The 14,788-nt window shown below is 59.5% G+C and carries 12 protein-coding genes; 6 read left to right on the plus strand and 6 right to left on the minus strand.

The genetic code is table 11. The annotated features are described in order from the left end of the window. Window positions 1-320 precede the first annotated feature (320 nt). The 5 genes from AACY11_RS19545 (at window position 321) to AACY11_RS19565 (ending at window position 8,253) form a co-directional block, all read left to right on the plus strand. Complete coding sequence (locus tag AACY11_RS19545; RefSeq protein ID WP_339495556.1) at window positions 321-1,748, plus strand: di-heme oxidoreductase family protein; 1,428 nt, start codon at window positions 321-323, stop codon at window positions 1,746-1,748. Window positions 1,749-1,774: 26 nt separating this feature from the next. Further along, entirely contained in the window at window positions 1,775-2,839 is a 1,065-nt protein-coding gene (locus tag AACY11_RS19550; protein ID WP_339433472.1) for an imelysin family protein, read from the plus strand. A 14-nt stretch (window positions 2,840-2,853) separates the two neighbouring features. Then, complete coding sequence (locus AACY11_RS19555; RefSeq protein ID WP_339433473.1) at window positions 2,854-3,954, plus strand: DUF1513 domain-containing protein; 1,101 nt, start codon at window positions 2,854-2,856, stop codon at window positions 3,952-3,954. 101 nt (window positions 3,955-4,055) lie between these two features. Next, on the plus strand, window positions 4,056-5,204 hold the full coding sequence (locus tag AACY11_RS19560) for an efflux RND transporter periplasmic adaptor subunit (RefSeq protein WP_339433474.1): 1,149 nt from the start codon (window positions 4,056-4,058) through the stop codon (window positions 5,202-5,204). Window positions 5,205-5,217: 13 nt separating this feature from the next. Further along, window positions 5,218-8,253 carry a multidrug efflux RND transporter permease subunit gene (locus AACY11_RS19565; RefSeq protein WP_339433475.1) on the plus strand — a complete coding sequence of 1,012 codons (3,036 nt, stop codon included), beginning with the start codon at window positions 5,218-5,220 and terminating at the stop codon, window positions 8,251-8,253. A gap of 83 nt (window positions 8,254-8,336) precedes the next feature. Here AACY11_RS19565 and AACY11_RS19570 read toward each other — a convergent pair whose 3' ends face one another. From AACY11_RS19570 to colR, 5 genes are all read right to left on the minus strand, one after another. After that, complete coding sequence (locus AACY11_RS19570) at window positions 8,337-8,564, minus strand: hypothetical protein (RefSeq protein ID WP_339433476.1); 228 nt, start codon at window positions 8,562-8,564, stop codon at window positions 8,337-8,339. Between the two features lie 2 nt (window positions 8,565-8,566). Beyond that, entirely contained in the window at window positions 8,567-9,283 is a 717-nt protein-coding gene (locus AACY11_RS19575; protein ID WP_339433477.1) for a lipopolysaccharide kinase InaA family protein, read from the minus strand. Window positions 9,284-9,287: 4 nt separating this feature from the next. Then, window positions 9,288-9,956, minus strand: coding sequence for a class I SAM-dependent methyltransferase (locus AACY11_RS19580; protein WP_339433478.1), 669 nt, complete (start codon window positions 9,954-9,956; stop codon window positions 9,288-9,290). Between the two features lie 161 nt (window positions 9,957-10,117). Beyond that, window positions 10,118-11,392 carry a sensor histidine kinase gene (locus tag AACY11_RS19585; RefSeq protein WP_339433479.1) on the minus strand — a complete coding sequence of 425 codons (1,275 nt, stop codon included), beginning with the start codon at window positions 11,390-11,392 and terminating at the stop codon, window positions 10,118-10,120. Beyond that, window positions 11,382-12,065 (minus strand): two-component system response regulator ColR, encoded by a 684-nt coding sequence (gene colR, locus AACY11_RS19590; protein WP_221732077.1) that lies wholly within the window; start codon window positions 12,063-12,065, stop codon window positions 11,382-11,384. Before colR ends, AACY11_RS19585 begins: the two co-directional genes overlap by 11 nt. 218 nt (window positions 12,066-12,283) lie before the next feature. Here colR and AACY11_RS19595 point away from each other — a divergent pair, with 218 nt between their 5' ends. After that, the gene (locus AACY11_RS19595; protein ID WP_339466350.1) at window positions 12,284-13,027 is read left to right on the plus strand and encodes a phosphatase PAP2 family protein; all 744 of its coding nucleotides are present in this window, start codon (window positions 12,284-12,286) and stop codon (window positions 13,025-13,027) included. 108 nt (window positions 13,028-13,135) lie between these two features. On the opposite strand, the gene groL is transcribed toward AACY11_RS19595, so the two are convergent. Then, window positions 13,136-14,782: a chaperonin GroEL gene (gene groL, locus AACY11_RS19600; protein WP_339433481.1), complete on the minus strand. Its 1,647-nt coding sequence runs from the start codon at window positions 14,780-14,782 to the stop codon at window positions 13,136-13,138. Window positions 14,783-14,788 lie beyond the last annotated feature (6 nt).

Here is a 14,788-nt window from a genome sequence, read left to right on the forward strand (position 1 = left end):
CAAACGCCCCGAACAAGTCGGGGCGTTTTGTTGGGCCTTCATCAGTGTGTTTTCACACAGTCTGTTCGGCCGGTTTTTTTGTGTCCGTTACTCACAGGCGCCACAGTCCAAAGGTGGGTGGGCTTGCCCGCGAAAGCGGCAGGTCAGACACAGATGAATTGACTGACACACCGCTTTCGCGAGCAAGCCCGCACACAGAGGGGAAACTGCGTTTCTCTAAATCACGGCCTCACATCAAGTAAACGATAATTCCTCTTATTCAAACTCCTGCGCCCTGTTAGACTTTGCGCCTTTGTTTTTGCCCGTCCGCAGGATGTCTGATGCTCTCGCTGCCTCTTCGTTTGTCCGCACTGTTTCTGGCTCTAGGCCTGAGTGCCTGCGATGACGCCCCGCGCTTCACCAAAGCCGAGCCCGGTGAAGCACGCTCAGGCGGTGCGGCGACCGTGCGCAAGACCGATCAAAACGCGTTTTCCCTGCCCTCGGCCAACCTGCCGCCATCGCGCCGGGTGGATTTCAGCGTCGGCAACAGCTTCTTCCGCAGCCCCTGGGTGATCGCCCCATCGACCACCACCGCTCGTGACGGCCTCGGCCCGTTGTTCAACACCAACGCCTGCCAGAACTGCCACATCAAGGACGGTCGCGGTCATCCACCGACACCGCAGGCAAACAATGCAGTGTCGATGCTGGTAAGACTATCGATCCCCAACACCCCGGAACTGGCCGACGTCATCGAACAGGTCGGCGTGGTGCCGGAGCCGGTCTACGGCGGCCAACTCCAGGACATGGCCGTGCCTGGCGTGGTTCCGGAAGGCAAGGTGCGCGTCGAGTACACACCGGTGCCGGTGCGCTTCAAGGACGGCACCGAAGTCGAACTGCGTAAACCGGAGCTGCAAATCACTCAACTCGGTTACGGGCCGATGCACCCCGATACGCGTTTCTCCGCACGCATCGCCCCCCCCATGATCGGCCTCGGCCTGCTCGAAGCGATCCCCGAAGAAGCGATTCTCGCCAACGCCAGCGCTCAGGCCAAAGACAAGAACGGCATCAATGGCCGACCGAACCAGGTCTGGGATGACGTCCTGCACAAAACCGTGATCGGTCGATTTGGCTGGAAAGCCGGGCAACCGACCCTCAACCAACAGAATGTTCATGCGTTCGCCGGGGATATGGGCCTCACGACCAGCATGCGACTGTTCGATGACTGCACCGAAACGCAAACCGCCTGCAAACAGGCGCCGAACGGCAATGGCCCGGACGGTGAGCCGGAAGTCAGCGACAACATCCTGCGTCTGGTGCTGTTCTATAGCCGCAACCTCGCCGTCCCCGCGCGCCGGGACGTCAACGACGCCCAAGTGCTGGCCGGCAAGAACCTGTTTTACCAGGCCGGCTGCCAGTCGTGTCATACCCCGAAATACACCACCGCCGCCAACGCGGCCGAACCTGAACTGGCCAATCAAGTGATTCGCCCGTACAGCGATCTGCTGCTGCATGACATGGGCGACGGTCTGGCCGACAACCGCACTGAATTCCAGGCCTCCGGCCGCGACTGGCGCACGCCGCCGTTGTGGGGCATCGGCCTGACGCAAGCGGTCAGTGGCCACACCCAGTTTTTGCATGACGGCCGCGCACGCAATCTGCTTGAAGCCGTGCTTTGGCACGGTGGCGAAGCGCAAGCGGCGCAGCAACAGGTTTTGTCTTTCAATGCCGAGCAGCGCACCGCGTTGCTGGCGTTTCTGAATTCACTTTAAACACTTAAAAGAATCGGGAGCCCGACATGTTCCGTCCCAAGCTACTGTTCACCAGCCTGGCCGCGCTCGCCCTCGGCGCTTGCTCGCCACAGGATCCGCAAGCCGTCACTTCGGCCGCTATCGCCAAATCGGTGATTCTGCCGACGTATACCCGTTGGGTCGAAGCCGACAAGCAACTGGCGGTCAGCGCCCTCGCCTACTGCCAGGGCAAAGAGACGCTGGAAACCGCTCGCGCCGACTTCCTGCACGCGCAGAAAGCCTGGGCCGAGTTGCAACCGCTGCTGATCGGCCCGCTGGCCGAAGGCAACCGCTCGTGGCAAGTGCAGTTCTGGCCGGACAAGAAAAACCTCGTCGGCCGTCAGGTCGAGCAACTGGTCGTCGCCCAGCCGCAGATCGATGCTGTCGCACTGGCCAAGTCGAGCGTGGTGGTTCAGGGGCTGTCGGCTTACGAGTACATCCTGTTCGACGCCAAGCCTGACGTCGCCAACGCCGACCAGAAAGCCAAGTACTGCCCGCTGCTGATCGCCATTGGCGAACGCCAGAAGCAACTGGCCGAGGAGATTCTGCAGAGCTGGAACAACACCGACGGCATGCTCGCGCAGATGACCAAGTTCCCGAACCAGCGTTACGCCGACTCCCACGAAGCGATTGCCGATCTGCTGCGCGTACAAGTCACCGCACTCGACACCCTGAAGAAAAAGCTCGGCACCCCAATGGGCCGCCAGAGCAAAGGCGTGCCGCAGCCATTGCAGGCCGATGCATGGCGCAGCCAGTCGTCGCTGACAGCCCTGGAAGCGAGCCTCGCCGCCGCCAAGACCGTTTGGGAAGGTGTCGACAACAAAGGCCTGCGCAGCCTGCTGCCAAGCGATCAGAAGCCTCTGGCGGACAAGATCGACGCCGCTTATGCCGCCTCGCTCACCCTGTTCGACAGCACGCAGCGCTCGCTCGGCGAAATGCTCGAAGACGACGCCGGCCGTCAGCAACTGAACGACATCTACGACAGCCTCAACGTCGTCCATCGCCTGCACGAAGGCGAACTGGCCAAGGCGCTGGGCATTCAACTGGGCTTCAACGCCAACGACGGTGACTGATGAGGGCAAGTGCCATGCTGCGACGCCAGGCTCTGACTTTAGGTAGTTTGCTGCTGGGAGCAGTGACACTGGGCGGCTGGACGCTGTTCAAGCGCAAGGATCAGAGCCCGCTGTTGCTCTCGGCGCGCGATGACACCGACGGCAAGCACTACGCCGTCGGCTATCGGCTCGATGGCACACGGGTGTTTGCCACCGAAGTCGGCCAGCGTTGCCACGACATCATCAACCACCCGACGTTGCCGATTGCGCTGTACGTCGCCCGTCGTCCGGGCACCGAAAGCTACCTGATCGACCTGCGCGACGGTACGCTGCTGCAAACCGTGACGTCGCAGCCGAACCGGCACTTCTACGGCCACGCGGTGATTCACAAGGACGGCGAGTACCTGTACGCCACCGAAAACGACACCACTGACCCAGGCCGTGGCCTGCTCGGGGTGTACCGGTTCGAGGGCGAGCGGCTGGTACACCGCGGCGAGATTTCCACCCACGGCCTCGGCCCGCATCAGGTGTCGTGGATGCCCGATGGCGAGACATTGGTGGTGGCCAACGGCGGCATTCGTACCGAAGCCGAAAGCCGCGTCGACATGAATCTCAACGCCATGGAACCGAGCCTGGTGCTGATGCAGCGCGACGGCACCTTGCTGAGCAAGGAAACCCTCGCCCAGCAAATGAACAGCGTGCGCCATCTGGGCATCGCCAGCGACGGCACTATTGTCGCCGGTCAGCAATTCATGGGCGCGTCCCACGAACGTTCCGAACTGCTGGCGATCAAGCGTCCCGGGCAGCCGTTCGTGGCATTCCCGGTGCCGGAACATCAGTTGCAATCGATGGGTCACTACACCGCCAGCGTTGCGGTGCACAGTGAGTTGCGTCTGGTGGCACTGACCGCACCGCGTGGCAATCGCTTCTTCATCTGGGATCTGGACAGCGGCGAAGTGCGCCTTGATGCGCCATTGCCCGATTGTGCCGGCGTGGGTGCGGTAAAGGACGGTTTTGTCGTGACCTCCGGTCAAGGGCGTTGCCGCTACTACGACTGCCGTCAGGATCAACTGTTGGCCAAACCGCTGGAATTGCCGGCAGGGCTCTGGGACAACCATCTGCACTTGATGGCGTGAAATGCCTTTATTGTTTTGCAGAAACTGCCAGTTGGAATACCCCCTGTACTCGGAGTAATGTGCCCGCCTGTCTCACCTGATTTATCCAAGGAACTGGAAATATGCTGCGTCGCCGCATGCTGATCATGTTGGGTGTTGTTTTGCTGGTCGTCCTGGTGCTGGGCGGGTACAAAGCCTTTTCGATCTACACGATGGTCCAGGGCTTTTCCAAGCCGAAACCAGCGATCAGCGTCGCCGTGGCCATTGCCACGGAACGCCCGTGGCAGATGCGTTTACCCACCGTCGGTACCCTCAAGGCACTGCAAGGCGTCGACCTGAGCCTGGAAGTCGCCGGTACCGTCACCGACCTCAAGTTCGAATCAGGGCAGAAGGTCAAGGCCGGGCAACCGTTGCTGCAACTCGACAGCGCTGTCGAAACCGCCCTGCTGGAAACCGCCAAGGCCGATCTGGGGCTGGCGCAACTGGACTTCGGTCGCGGCAGCCAACTGATCGACAGCCGGGCCATCTCCAAAGGCGAGTACGACCGGCTCTCGGCGGTCCTGCAAAAGAGCCGGGCGACGGTCAATCAGCTCAACGCCTCGCTGGCCAAAAAACGCATCCTCGCGCCGTTCAGCGGCACCATCGGCATTCGTCAGGTCGATGTCGGCGACTACCTCGCCAGCGGCACCAAAATCGCCACACTGCAGAATCTGAGCAGCCTTTACGCCGACTTCTATTTACCGGAACAATCGGTGCCGAAACTGGCCATCGGCCAACCGGTGCAAATCTCGGTGTCCGCCTACCCCGGGGAAAACTTCGCGGGCAAGATCAGCGCCATCAATCCGATTGTCGAAAGCACGACGCGCAACATTCTGGTACGCGCCACACTCGCCAACCCCGACGGCAAATTGCTGCCGGGCATGTTCACCAGCCTCGACGTATTGCTGCCGGATCCGCAGACGCACGTCGTGGTGCCGGAGAGCGCAATCACCTACACCCTTTACGGCAACTCGCTGTACGTGGTCGGGCAGAAAAAAGCCGAGGACGGCAGCGTCGAAAAAGACGACAAGGGTCAACCGGTGCTGATCGCCGAGCGCCGCTTCATCGAAACCGGTGAGCGCCGCGATGGCCTGGTGATGATCAACAAGGGCGTGCTCAAAGGCGAACAAGTGGTGACCGCTGGCCAGATCAAACTGGACAACGGCGCGCACATTGCCATTAGCGACGACAAGACCCTCGGCGAGCAGAACAGTCCGCCCCGCGCCGACTGATCAAGGAATCCCCATGGCTTTTACCGATCCGTTCATCCGCCGCCCGGTGCTCGCCACCGTGGTCAGCCTGTTGATTGTGCTGCTGGGCTTCCAGGCCTGGAGCAAGCTGCCGCTGCGCCAATATCCGCAGTTGGAAAACGCCCTGATCACGGTGACCACCGCCTACCCGGGGGCCAACGCCGAAACCATCCAGGGCTACATCACCCAGCCGATGCAACAGAGCCTGGCCAGTGCCGAGGGTATCGACTACATGACCTCGGTCAGTCGCCAGAACTTCTCGGTGATCTCGATCTACGCGCGCATCGGCTCCAACAGCGACCGCCTCTTCACCGAGTTGCTGGCCAAGGCCAACGAGGTGAAAAACCAACTGCCGCAAGATGCCGAAGATCCGGTGCTGAGCAAGGAATCCGCCGACGCCTCGGCGCTGATGTACATCAGTTTCTTCAGTAAGGATTTGAGCAACCCGCAGATCACCGACTACCTGTCACGGGTCATCCAGCCAAAACTGGCGACCCTGCCGGGCATGGCCGAAGCCGAGATTCTCGGCAATCAGGTGTTTGCCATGCGCCTGTGGCTCGACCCGGTCAAGCTCGCCGGGTTCGGCCTCAGCGCCAGCGACGTCACCAACGCGGTGCGCCAGTACAACTTCCTCTCCGCCGCTGGCGAAGTGAAAGGCGAGTACGTGGTCACCAGCATCAACGCCAACACCGAACTGAAATCCGCCGAAGCGTTCGCCGCGATTCCACTCAAGGTCAATGGCGACAGCCGCGTATTGCTCAGTGATGTGGCGCGGGTCGAAATGGGCGCGGAGAACTACAACTCCATCAGCTCCTTCGGCGGCACCCCGTCGGTGTACATCGGCATCAAGGCCACGCCCGGCGCCAACCCGCTGGACGTGATCAAGGAAGTGCGCAAGATCATGCCGCAGCTCGAAGCCCAGCTACCGCCGAACCTCAAAAGCGAAATTGCCTACGACGCCACCCTGTTCATTCAGGCCTCCATCGACGAAGTGGTGAAAACCCTGTTCGAAGCGGTGCTGATCGTGATCGTCGTGGTGTTCCTGTTCCTCGGCGCGCTGCGTTCGGTGGTGATCCCGGTTGTGACCATTCCGCTGTCGATGATCGGCGTGATGTTCTTCATGCAGATGATGGGCTATTCGATCAACCTGCTGACCTTGCTGGCGATGGTGCTGGCGATCGGGTTGGTGGTCGACGATGCGATTGTGGTGGTGGAAAACATTCACCGGCATATCGAGGAAGGCAAGACGCCGTTCGAGGCAGCCCTGGAAGGCGCACGGGAAATCGCCATGCCGGTGGTGTCGATGACCATCACCCTGGCGGCGGTGTACGCACCAATTGGTTTCCTCACCGGGCTGACCGGGGCGTTGTTCAAGGAATTTGCCTTGACCCTGGCCGGCGCCGTGGTGATTTCCGGCATCGTTGCCCTGACGCTGTCACCAATGATGTGCGCCTTTTTACTGCGTCACGATGAGAACCCCAGTGGCCTGGCCCATCGCCTCGACCGCATCTTTGACGGCCTCAAGCGCCGCTACCAAAGCCTGTTGCACGGCACGCTCAATACGCGGCCGGTGGTACTGGTCTTTGCGGTGATCGTGCTGTGCCTGATTCCGGTGTTCCTCAAGTTCACCAAATCGGAACTGGCACCAGACGAGGATCAGGGCATCATTTTCATGATTGCCAACGCCCCGCAGCCGACCAACCTCAATTACCTGAACACCTACACCGACGAATTCATCAAGATCTTCAAGCAATTTCCGGAGTACTACTCCTCGTTCCAGATCAACGGCTACAACGGCGTGCAGTCCGGCATCGGTGGCTTCCTGCTCAAACCGTGGAACGAACGCAGCCGTACACAGATGCAAATACTTCCCGAGGTTCAGGGCAAACTCCAAAACATCCCCGGCGTGCAGGTCTTCGGCTTCAATCTGCCGTCACTGCCCGGCACCGGTGAAGGCTTGCCGTTTGATTTCGTGATCAATACCGCCAATGACTACGAGCAGTTGTTGCAAGTGGCTGACCGGATCAAGAAACGCGCCATGGAATCGGGCAAATTTGCATTCGTCGACCTCGATCTGGCGTTCGACAAACCAGAGGTGGTGGTCGACATCGACCGTGCCAAAGCGGCGCAGATGGGCGTTTCGATGCAGGATCTGGGCGGCACGCTGGCCACCCTGCTCGGTGAGGCTGAAATCAACCGTTTCACCATCGAAGGACGCAGCTACAAGGTCATCGCTCAGGTTGAACGGGCTTACCGCGACAATCCGGGCTGGCTGAACAACTATTACGTGAAAAACACCCAGGGTGAGTTGTTGCCGCTGTCAACGTTGATCACCGTGACTGACCGGGCGCGCCCGCGACAACTCAATCAATTCCAGCAACTCAACGCCGCGAAGCTGTCCGGATTCCCGTTGGTGAGCATGGGTGAAGCCATCGACACTGTCTTGCAGATCGCCCGGGAAGAGGCACCCGTCGGTTTTGCCTTCGACTATGGCGGCGCGTCGCGCCAGTTCGTCCAGGAAGGCAGCGCATTGTGGGTGACGTTCGCGCTGGCGCTGGCGATCATCTTTCTGGTGCTGGCGGCGCAGTTCGAGAGCTTTCGCGATCCGCTGGTTATTCTGGTGACGGTGCCGTTGTCGATCTGCGGGGCGCTGATCCCGTTATTCCTTGGCTGGTCGAGCATGAACATCTACACCCAAGTGGGCCTGGTGACGCTGATCGGGTTGATCAGCAAGCACGGGATCCTGATCGTCGAGTTCGCTAACCAGTTGCGCAAGGACAAGGGGCTGTCGGTGCGTGAGGCGGTGGAGGAAGCGGCGGCGATTCGCTTACGGCCGGTGTTGATGACCACCGCCGCAATGGTCTTCGGCATGGTGCCGCTGATACTGGCAACAGGTGCCGGGGCGGTCAGCCGGTTTGATATCGGGATGGTGATTGCGACAGGGATGTCGATCGGGACGTTGTTTACCTTGTTCGTCCTGCCCTGCGTTTACACCTTGCTGGCCAAGCCGGATCCAAAGAAAACCGCATAACACCCTGTGGGAGCAATTCCCGAAATCTGCACAATAAAAAAGGCCTCGCAACGGCGAGGCCTTTTACTTGGGCTTCAATCGGTTCAACTTTGTGGCCTCATCCCTTGAGAAAGTCCGAACATGAACAACAGCAGATCATGATCGGGTTCGGTCGCCACGGAGGCTTTCGCCGCCCGTGGCACCACGCAATGGGCATCCGCTAGGGATGCACCGATAACCTGCATGCGTGGCTGCTCCCAGGCAGCCACCGCGAGTGATGCAACTGCCAAGGCTCCAGCCAAAAACAAACCTCGTGCAATTTCGAGTTTCATCGCTATAAACCTTTGATAGCGCTGCCAAACGCCGTCTCGTAAAAGTAGACGAGTTTTTTCCAGTCCGTATCCCGGAACGACGAATGGCGACGCAATTGCTTCATGTCGTGAGAGGCGGCGCGATAGGCCGTCAGACGCTGGCGGCATTTCTCCAGGTCGATCAAGGCCACTTCGACCTCGGCGGATTCGCCTTCGCCGGTCACTCGCACAAACACATGTTTGATGTAAATGCAGCTGTGCTGCCAGCGGCCCTTGTGCATGCGCGCCAGGTTTTCGGCGAGATCCTTGAGCACACGCTCATAGATCACATCACCACACTGATCGCGCCCACCGGCTGCCGCCAGCCAATGTTCCAGTTCCTGGAAACCATCCAGAGACTTGGTCACCAGCAGTGCGCGCCACTTGTGCTGCGGATCAGGCTGGGCACCACAGAAAACGATTTGCGGTACTCGCACACCCAGTTTGCTGACGCCGGTCAGTGCATCAAGCTCGCGCAAGACGGTCGGGCGTCCGAAGGGGTGCAACCAACTGCGATAAATGTGTCCAGTCTGGCGTTTGGCATACAGCAATTGGCCGTCCTTGCCCACGATCCGTTGCACACCACTTTCGCCACCGCGGCGCACGTTGGGTTCTTCCACCCATTCACCGCGCTGAGCCCAGTAGTAGTCGAAGCGGTCCTGCGGAGCGACTTCCGTTTCTGCTGCAAATTGCACTGCCATCCTGTTACCTCTTGCGTAATACGTAAACCCGCCACATCGCATAGAGCGGAATAAAGTCCAGTTGTTCCTGAATGCGGAAACCCGCCTCTTCAAATTCTTTTTCGACCGTAGCAGCCGGTAACACAAAGCGATTCTGGTAATCGCGACTGGCACGTTTCTTCTCGGCGCGCTGGCGTTTCCAAGCCTTGAAATTGCCATCGACCCACAATGAAATGATCACGCTGTCACGGGTGACGCGCTCGAATTCACGCAGAATGGCCCGACGATGCTCGGCGTCTCCGATGTGATGCAGCAGGCGCATACAGAAAATGCTGTCGACGGCGTTATCAGGCAAGGCAATGTCGAACGCAGATGTGTGCAAGGGTTGTACCCGTTTCACCACATCGGCGGGTTGCGCCTGCATGGCCGTCTGGATCATCGATTCGGAATTGTCCGCCCCGATGATCACGCGATTGGCTTTTTCACCCAGCAATGGCCAGAAACGCCCCGCACCGCAAGGCAGATCCAGCACCAGCCCCGGCTCACCGGCCAACGCCAGCGCCTTGCGAGCCAACTGTTCGTCCCGCCAGAGGGAGAGACGACGACCAAGGCTGTCTTTATGCTTGCGCAGGTATTTCTGCGCATGTTGATCATCGTACTTTTCGGAAAAATCGAGCTTGATCGGGCCGGCCATCACCAGAACTCCTGAATTACTGATGTCACCACCTTAAGGCGAGGTGTGTCAGCGTCAGGTCATCCAGCTGTGAAAATTTCGTAAGGCCAACCGACAAAGTATTGCAGCGTTATACAGGATTCAGACAGGTTGGCGGGAGTATCATCGAGCCACTATTTGCGTCAGATTTTGCCTAGATCAACTTCGAAACGACAGCCATTGGGTTGCATCGTACTCAAGCTGACACTCCAGCCCTGGTTCTCGCAAATGCGCTGCACCAGCGATAATCCAAGCCCCAGGCCTTCACCGCGTTTTTCACCGCCGCGTACAAACGGCTCGAACATCGCCTCGCGTTTTTCCTCGGGAATACCCACACCGGAATCCTCGACGACAAACCCGTTGGCATTGAGCGTCAGGCGAATGAAACCCTGCTCGGTGTAATGGCAAGCGTTACGCAACAGGTTACCCATCACCGCCGTCAACAGCGTTGCGTTGTAGCAGGTGGCGGGTGGATTACCGGGCTCGAACTGCAAGGTCAAACCTTTGCTTTCGATCGATTCGCGCCATACGCAAAGCAGACTGTCGGCGACCTGACTGAGGTTCTGTTGTGGCGCCATCCCCGCGTCTTCGCGCTGGGCGCGGGCGAGCATCAGGAAGGTCTGTACCAGCTCGCGCATTTCCTCACTGGCCCGCGCAATACGCTCGACCTGTGCACGACCGCGCGTGTCGATTGCCGGGTTTTCCAGCAGCAGTTCGCAGGAACTCGCCAGCACCATCAGCGGTGTACGCAATTCGTGGCTGACATCGCTGGTGAACAGCCGCTCGCGGGTCAATGCCTGTCGCAAACGCCCCAGCGTGGCATCGAACGCCACCGCCAGTTCGCCGACTTCATCAGCCGCGTAGTCCGGCGCCAGCGGTGGTGCCAGCCCGAGCAATTGGTCGCGATGACGCACCTGGCGCGCCAGCCGAACCACCGGAGCCATCACTTTGCGCGCGAGCACCCAACCGAGGAGAACCGCCAAGGCCAGGCTGAGCACGAACCCCACCAGCACCACGGCAAACAACACGCGCTCGCGCTCTTCGAAATCGCTTTGATCCTGCAGCAGCACATACCGCCGCCCATCGACGACCTCGACCATTGCATGATACGAAAGCTGCTCGCGGAACACTTCGTGGAAGCCGGAATCGAGGTGACGCAAGTCCTTGGGCAGTTCGAAATCGCCCGGTCCACCACTGAAGTAGAACAATTGATCCGGTTCTGGCCGATGGCTCCAGTCGGAAACACTGTCCATCAGCAACAGGCGCTGCAGATCGCCGCCCAGCCCTGCCGAAATCAGTTTTTCCTCCACCAGATGCACCGTGGCGACAATGCCCATGGCGAAAGCGCCGGCCACCAGTGCGCTCATCAACGCAAAGGCAATGATGATGCGCTGTGAAAGGCTTTGCTTAAACTCCATCACGCCCCTCGGCCAAACGGTAACCCACGCCGTGCACGGTATGCAGCAGTGGCTTGGCAAATGGCTTGTCGATCACCTGACGCAATTGGTGAACGTGACTGCGCAGGCTGTCGCTGTCCGGGCAGTCATCGCCCCACAGCGCCTCCTCGAGGACTTCACGGCGAAGCACATGCGGGCTCTTCTGCATCAACACCGCCAACAGCTTGAGGCCGACCGGGTTGAGTTTCAGCAGTTTGCCTTCACGGGTCACTTCCAGAGTGTCGAGGTCATAACTCAGGTCACCGACTTGCAGTGCACGGCGTCCTCCGCCCTGGGCACGGCGCATCACCGCCTCGATCCGTGCAGCGAGCTCGGACAAGGCAAATGGCTTGACCAGGTAATCGTCAGCCCCCGACTTGAAGCCCTGAAGACGATCGTCCAGTTGATCCCGGGCGGTCAGCATGATCACCGGCGTGTCCCGACGGGCATCTTCGCGCAGGCGTTTGCACAGGGTGTAGCCGTCGATGCCGGGCAGCATGATGTCGAGCACAATCAGGTCATAGTGCTCGGTAGCCGCCAGATGCAGGCCCGACAGACCGTCCTGGGCGCAATCGACGGTATAACCCTTGAGTCCCAGGTAATCGGCCAGATTGGCCAGGATATCGCGGTTGTCTTCGACCAATAGAATTCGCATGGGCACCTCTTCTTACACAGTAACGGCCGTCATGGCCCGCGCAGCTTACGGCCAAGTGCGGCTCAGGGCTAGGCATGCGTCGGATTGTTTACCCACAAGGATGCTGGCTGTGCCTGCCAACGTATTTTTCACTTTCGGTTAACAAATCGCCGACGCCAGCGGGTGCAGACTCCGCGCGGTAGCGCTCATCGAACACACTAACCGACCAGGGAATTACCATGGTGTCGACCTCTGCCCGCCCCGCTTCACGGCCTCTGAATTTCTGGTTGTGCCTGGGTATACCCACCTTCGCGGCAATTATTCTGCTGCTACTCGAACTGACCGATCTGGACATGGACCTGGCCAGGCTGTTCTACGATCCGGTCGCTGGCGATTTCATCGGCCGACACAGTTTTTTCCTCGAAGACATCCTTCATGATCGAGCCAAGCAGGTGGTGATAGCGTTCTCGGTGTTTGCCATTCTCGGCTTCATCGGATCGTTCTTCATCGCACGACTCAAGCCGTTCAAGCGGGAATTGGGCTGCCTGGTGCTGTCCCTCGGGCTGGCCACTTCGTTCGTGACGCCGGTCAAAGCCGTCACTGCCGTGCAATGCCCTTGGAGCCTGGAGCAATTCGGCGGCCATGAAACCTACAGCAAGTTACTTGATCATCGTCCGCCGACCAACAAACCGGGCCGTTGCTGGCCGGGAGGGCATGCGGCGACGGGGTTCACCTTGTTTGCGCTGTTCTTCGTGCTGCGTGATCGCCGTCCGCGCCTGGCCAGACAAGCGTTCATCTTTGCCTTTGCATTGGGTTCAGTATTCTCGATCAGCCGGATGATGCAGGGAGCGCACTTCTTTTCCCACAACGTGTGGACAGCGATCTTCTGCTGGCTGATTTGTCTGGGGTCGTATTACTGGGTGTTGTACCGCCCGGCGCTCAAGGCTGAAGCGGCAGCGAAAGCACAACCCGTCGGCGCCTGAAACACAGTTCTCTCCCACAGGTTGTGGGTGCGGACGTGAATGGCGGGCAATAAAAAACCCCGCCTGCTCATCGCAGGCGGGGTTTTTCGTTACGGGGGTAAGGCTGGCTTACATCATGCCGCCCATGCCACCCATGCCACCCATGTCTGGCATACCGCCGCCAGCAGCACCTTCTTTCTTCGGTGCGTCGGCAATTGCAGCTTCGGTAGTCAGGATCAGACCACCGATCGACGATGCAGCTTGCAGAGCGGAACGGGTAACCTTGGTTGGGTCCAGGATGCCCATTTCGATCATGTCGCCGTATTCGCCAGTCGCAGCGTTGTAACCGAAGTTACCTTTGCCGTTCTTGACTTCGTTGACCACAACGCTTGGCTCGTCACCGCTGTTGGCAGCGATCTGGCGCATCGGTGCTTCAACAGCACGACGCAGAACAGCGATACCGACGTCCTGATCAGCGTTGTCGCCTTTCAGGTCCAGGATGGCTTCCAGAGCACGGATCAGCGCTACGCCACCGCCAGGTACCACGCCTTCTTCAACGGCTGCGCGGGTTGCGTGCAGGGCGTCTTCAACGCGGGCTTTCTTCTCTTTCATTTCGACTTCGGAACCAGCGCCAACCTTGATCACTGCAACGCCGCCGGACAGCTTGGCCAGACGCTCTTGCAGTTTTTCACGGTCGTAGTCCGAGGAAGTTTCGGCAACCTGGGCACGGATCTGAGCGATACGCGCCTGGATGTCTGCTTCTACGCCAGCACCGTCAACGATGATGGTGTTTTCCTTGGAGATGGTCACGCGCTTGGCGCTGCCCAGGTTTTCCAGGGTAGCGGCTTCCAGGCTCAGGCCGATCTCTTCGGAGATCACGGTACCGCCGGTCAGAACAGCGATGTCCTGCAGCATGGCCTTGCGACGGTCGCCGAAACCTGGAGCCTTGACGGCCGCCACCTTCACGATGCCACGCATGTTGTTCACTACCAGCGTCGCCAGGGCTTCGCCTTCAACATCTTCCGATACGATCAGCAGTGGACGGCCGGCTTTGGCAACGGCTTCCAGTACTGGCAGCATTTCGCGGATGTTCGAGATTTTTTTGTCGACCAGCAGGATCAGCGGGCTGTCCAGCTCGGCAACCATGGTTTCCGGCTTGTTGACGAAGTACGGGGACAGGTAGCCACGGTCGAACTGCATGCCTTCTACAACCGACAGTTCGTTTTCCAGGCCAGTGCCTTCTTCAACGGTGATCACGCCTTCTTTACCGACTTTTTCCATGGCTTGGGCAATGATGTCGCCAATGGAGCTGTCGGAGTTGGCGGAGATGGTGCCGACCTGAGCGATAGCCTTGGTGTCAGCGCATGGCTTGGACAGGTTTTTCAGCTCTTTGACAATGGCGATGGTCGCCTTGTCGATGCCGCGCTTGAGATCCATCGGGTTCATGCCGGCAGCGACGGCTTTGAGGCCTTCGTTGACGATCGACTGAGCCAGAACAGTGGCGGTGGTAGTACCGTCACCAGCGTCATCGTTGGCACGGGAGGCAACGTCTTTGACCAGCTGCGCGCCCATGTTTTCGAAGCGATCTTCGAGTTCGATTTCTTTGGCGACGGAAACGCCGTCCTTGGTGATGGTCGGAGCGCCGAAGCTCTTCTCGATGATCACGTTACGGCCTTTCGGGCCCAGGGTCGCTTTTACTGCGTCAGCCAGAACGTTAACACCGGTGAGCATTTTCTTACGGGCGGAATCGCCGAATTTAACTTCTTTAGCAGCCATGATCGA

Source organism: Pseudomonas sp. RA_105y_Pfl2_P56, from assembly GCF_963970845.1.
In the GTDB taxonomy this organism is placed as follows: Bacteria; Pseudomonadota; Gammaproteobacteria; order Pseudomonadales; family Pseudomonadaceae; genus Aquipseudomonas; species Aquipseudomonas baetica_A.

Excerpts from the sequence above, each read along its gene's own strand:
- AACY11_RS19565 (WP_339433475.1), top strand. The coding sequence starts at position 5,218 with ATGGCTTTTACCGATCCGTTCATCCGCCGCCCGGTGCTCGCCACCGTG.
- AACY11_RS19580 (WP_339433478.1), bottom strand. The coding sequence starts at position 9,956 with ATGGCCGGCCCGATCAAGCTCGATTTTTCCGAAAAGTACGATGATCAA.
- groL (WP_339433481.1), bottom strand. The coding sequence starts at position 14,782 with ATGGCTGCTAAAGAAGTTAAATTCGGCGATTCCGCCCGTAAGAAAATG.
- AACY11_RS19545 (WP_339495556.1), top strand. The coding sequence starts at position 321 with ATGCTCTCGCTGCCTCTTCGTTTGTCCGCACTGTTTCTGGCTCTAGGC.
- colR (WP_221732077.1), bottom strand. The coding sequence starts at position 12,065 with ATGCGAATTCTATTGGTCGAAGACAACCGCGATATCCTGGCCAATCTG.
- AACY11_RS19570 (WP_339433476.1), bottom strand. The coding sequence starts at position 8,564 with ATGAAACTCGAAATTGCACGAGGTTTGTTTTTGGCTGGAGCCTTGGCA.
- AACY11_RS19575 (WP_339433477.1), bottom strand. The coding sequence starts at position 9,283 with ATGGCAGTGCAATTTGCAGCAGAAACGGAAGTCGCTCCGCAGGACCGC.
- AACY11_RS19555 (WP_339433473.1), top strand. The coding sequence starts at position 2,854 with ATGCTGCGACGCCAGGCTCTGACTTTAGGTAGTTTGCTGCTGGGAGCA.
- AACY11_RS19585 (WP_339433479.1), bottom strand. The coding sequence starts at position 11,392 with ATGGAGTTTAAGCAAAGCCTTTCACAGCGCATCATCATTGCCTTTGCG.
- AACY11_RS19595 (WP_339466350.1), top strand. The coding sequence starts at position 12,284 with ATGGTGTCGACCTCTGCCCGCCCCGCTTCACGGCCTCTGAATTTCTGG.
- AACY11_RS19560 (WP_339433474.1), top strand. The coding sequence starts at position 4,056 with ATGCTGCGTCGCCGCATGCTGATCATGTTGGGTGTTGTTTTGCTGGTC.
- AACY11_RS19550 (WP_339433472.1), top strand. The coding sequence starts at position 1,775 with ATGTTCCGTCCCAAGCTACTGTTCACCAGCCTGGCCGCGCTCGCCCTC.